This is a genomic window from Vibrio sp. V03_P4A6T147 (genome assembly GCF_002241085.1).
Taxonomy (GTDB): Bacteria; Pseudomonadota; Gammaproteobacteria; order Enterobacterales; family Vibrionaceae; genus Vibrio; species Vibrio anguillarum.
On the sequence record NZ_NDIO01000277.1, the window covers coordinates 1 to 3,341 of the forward strand.

Annotated in this window: 3 protein-coding genes; all 3 read left to right on the forward strand. The window is 43.4% G+C overall.

Annotated features, from left to right (window positions below; all coding sequences use genetic code 11):
• The first annotated feature begins 4 nt into the window (after window positions 1–4).
• The 3 genes from B9J84_RS10855 (at window position 5) to B9J84_RS10865 (ending at window position 3,101) form a co-directional block, all read left to right on the forward strand.
• Window positions 5–1,186, forward strand: coding sequence for an amino acid aminotransferase (locus B9J84_RS10855; RefSeq protein ID WP_094124120.1), 1,182 nt, complete (start codon window positions 5–7; stop codon window positions 1,184–1,186).
• Between the two features lie 28 nt (window positions 1,187–1,214).
• Entirely contained in the window at window positions 1,215–1,838 is a 624-nt protein-coding gene (locus B9J84_RS10860; protein ID WP_094124118.1) for an ATP-dependent zinc protease, read from the forward strand.
• A gap of 315 nt (window positions 1,839–2,153) precedes the next feature.
• A complete protein-coding gene (locus B9J84_RS10865; protein WP_038148427.1) occupies window positions 2,154–3,101 on the forward strand; it encodes an exopolyphosphatase in 948 nt (315 codons plus the stop codon).
• Window positions 3,102–3,341: the final 240 nt, after the last annotated feature.

Here is a 3,341-nt window from a genome sequence, read left to right on the forward strand (position 1 = left end):
CTTCATGTTTTCACATTTACCAACACCAACACTCGATCCAATACTTTCATTATCGGTTGCATACCGCAACGATCCTCGCAGCGAAAAAGTTGACCTAGGCATTGGCGTTTATCGTAATAGCCAAGGAGAGACGCCGATTATGCGCGCCATTGCCAAAGCGCAAGAGCACGTGATTGCCACACAAACCACTAAATCGTATGTTGGGCTTGCTGGGTGTGAAGAGTTTAACCAAAGCATGGTGAACTTATTATTGTCTGGCACTTCAGTGCTTGATCGTGTGGCTGCGATTCAAACGCCCGGAGCAAGCGGTGCGCTGCGTATGCTCGGTGACTTAATGCACGTAGCACAACCAGAAACGACGGTGTGGATTACTGACCCAAGTTACGTCAATCATAAACCTGTGATGGAAGCGGCGGGTTTAAAAGTGAAATATTATTCTTACTTCTGTCGCGAGACTAAACAAGTCGATACTGCACGGATGCTTGATGATTTATCGCAAGCAGGGCCAAAAGATGTGGTGCTTATCCATGGTTGCTGCCATAACCCAACTGGCGCGGATATTGATTTCGCCGCATGGCAAGCGATCACCAGTCTTGCGCAGAAAAATGGCTTCATCCCTTTTGTTGATGTTGCCTACCAAGGGTTTGGTGAAGGTCTTGAAGAGGATGTGAAAGGGCTGCGTTTTATGGCAAACAACGTCGAAGAGATGTTGATCACCACCTCTTGTTCAAAGAACTTTGGTCTCTACCGAGAACGAACTGGCGCCGCGATTGTTGTCGGTAAAAACACACAAGATGTAGCGAATGCAAAAGGTAAATTACTAACGTTAGCCCGTTCGACCTATACTATGCCGCCCGATCATGGTGCTGCACTGGTGAAAACTATTTTACAAAATCAAGCATTAACCGCGATTTGGAAGCAAGAGTTAAGTGAAATGCAACAGCGTTTGTTAAACCTGCGTCAAACCTTGTGTAATCATTTGAGAAATCAGCACAATACTTCACAATTCGATTTTATCGAAAGTCACAAAGGGATGTTTACTGTGCTAGGCTTTACTCCAGAACAGATGGCTCAGCTACGTGATCAATATGGAATCTATGGGGTAGGTGATGGCCGAATTAACATTGCAGGCTTATCAGAACAACATATTCCGTATGTTGCTCAAGCCATAGTGAATGTCTCTTAAATATTTATCAGTTTGATTAGGTGGGTCAATGAAACAACACTTGAAACTTATTGCTCTTTTAATGTTGAGTATTGGTTTGATGGCATGTAGTACGCTAAACCAAACCTCAACACAACCAGAGCAAAAGCCAAAAGTTGAAGAGCCAAAACAACAAAATACTGAGGCACAAAAACCGGTTGAAAAACCCTCGAAAGAGCCAGTGGTTGTGGTGAAGGCCAAAAAAACCTCTGATGGTAAGCTTATTTTGGGCGAAAAAGAGTGGGTTTATGTGCCGAGTTTGAACGAAAGCTTCAAAGCGCGTATCGATACCGGAGCGGCCACCTCTTCAATTAGTGCCGTGGATGTTGTTGCTTTTGAACGCGATGGAAATGATTGGGTCAAGTTCAGGATTGAACACGATGACATCAAAAGTGATGAGATAAGTTTACCTGTTGAACGCTGGGTCAGAATTCGGCAATCCAGTGCAGAGGGTACACAAAGACGTGCGGTCGTTGTCGCTTGGATTGAAATTGGTGATCTCAAAGAGAGAACCGAATTTACGCTTGCCGATCGTACACATCTGACTTATCCACTGTTACTTGGTCGTAGTTTCTTTAAAGATGTAGCGCTTGTTGATGTGAGCCGAAAGTACGTGCAGGATAAACGTAAATAGAGATACCTCACTTCTTAGCTCAACCTAACAGCCAGCACTTGTTGCTGGCTTTTTCTTACCTCCAATTCCCTAGTTGTAACAGCAGTCTTCATTCCTCATTACTTTATTCGATATTTGCTCAATAAAATGATGCGCTGTGTTGAATAATGTTTAAAAACCATTGTGTTAAGTTTGTTAAAAAGACGATGGCGTCTAAAATGAAAACATACCACCTGCATTGGTAAACCTAAAAGGTGTTAACTCAGGATCTGATATACAAAACACTGCTTAAACCCACGCCGAGCAGTGATATGACTGCTAATAAGGAAATTGTCTATGTCTGAGCATCAACAAGCTGAAAGTAAATTTAGATTAGTGACACGCAGCGATTTTGATGGGCTGGTTTGTGCCGTGTTGCTCAAAAAACTCAACCTAATTGACGAGATCGTATTTGTTCACCCAAAGGATATGCAAGATGGGAAGGTGACGACAACTGAGCGTGACATTGTCACTAACCTGCCTTACGTCGCTAATGCTCACTTAATTTTTGATCATCACTTATCGGAAACTATTCGCAATCAAGGTGAAAGGCCGAATCATATTATTGATCCAAACGCGCCGTCTGCCGCGCATGTAGTATGGCAATATTATGGCGGACTGGATACGTTTCCCTCTCAGTGGCAAGAGATGCTGATTGCTGTCGACAAAGGTGACTCCGCGCAGTTTACTCGGGATGAAGTGCTTGATTCTGCGGGATGGAATTTACTGAATTTCCTGATGGATGCAAGAACAGGTTTAGGGCGCTTCCATGAATTTCGTATCTCCAATTATCAGTTAATGATGGATCTCATCGACTACTGTGCGAACCACTCCATTGCTGAGATTCTTGCTCTGCCGGACGTTCAAGAGCGCGTTACTTTGTACCGTGAGCATGAAATTCTATCTAAACAGCAGATTCAACGTTGTGCCAAAGTCTATAAAAACCTTGTCATTCTTGATTTGACGGGCGAAGAAATTATTTACGCGGGGAATCGGTTTATCATTTATGCCTTATTTCCCCAGTGTAATATCTCGATTCACAAAATGTGGGGCTTTCAGAAGCAAAATATCGTGTTTGCTACGGGGAAATCTATTTTTGATCGTGGCTCGAAAACCAATGTAGGCGGATTAATGCTCAAATATGGTGGTGGAGGCCATCAAGCGGCTGGAACGTGCCAAATTGCTCTTGAAATGGCCGAGCAGGTAGAAAAAGAGCTGATCAGCCAAATTACCACAGATGGCTGAAGCTGGTGGAGCCCTGCATGGCGGGGCTTTTTATCTCATCGCGGCGTTTTCTATACGTTTCGTTCCTAAAACCACAAAGTTACCAGTTCTTATTGAGACGCACCACTTACCAGCAATGCCAAGTTGTTTCGTTATAATTGCAGCTTGGGGTTTCGTAAATCTTATTTTTCTCTATACTTACCCAAGTGACTGAATTATTAATAGTTTACACCGATGGAATGTCGCGAAGTTATCAATGGA

Coding starts and splice junctions, on each gene's coding strand:
- B9J84_RS10855 (WP_094124120.1), top strand. CDS start 5: ATGTTTTCACATTTACCAACACCAACACTCGATCCAATACTTTCATTA.
- B9J84_RS10860 (WP_094124118.1), top strand. CDS start 1,215: ATGAAACAACACTTGAAACTTATTGCTCTTTTAATGTTGAGTATTGGT.
- B9J84_RS10865 (WP_038148427.1), top strand. CDS start 2,154: ATGTCTGAGCATCAACAAGCTGAAAGTAAATTTAGATTAGTGACACGC.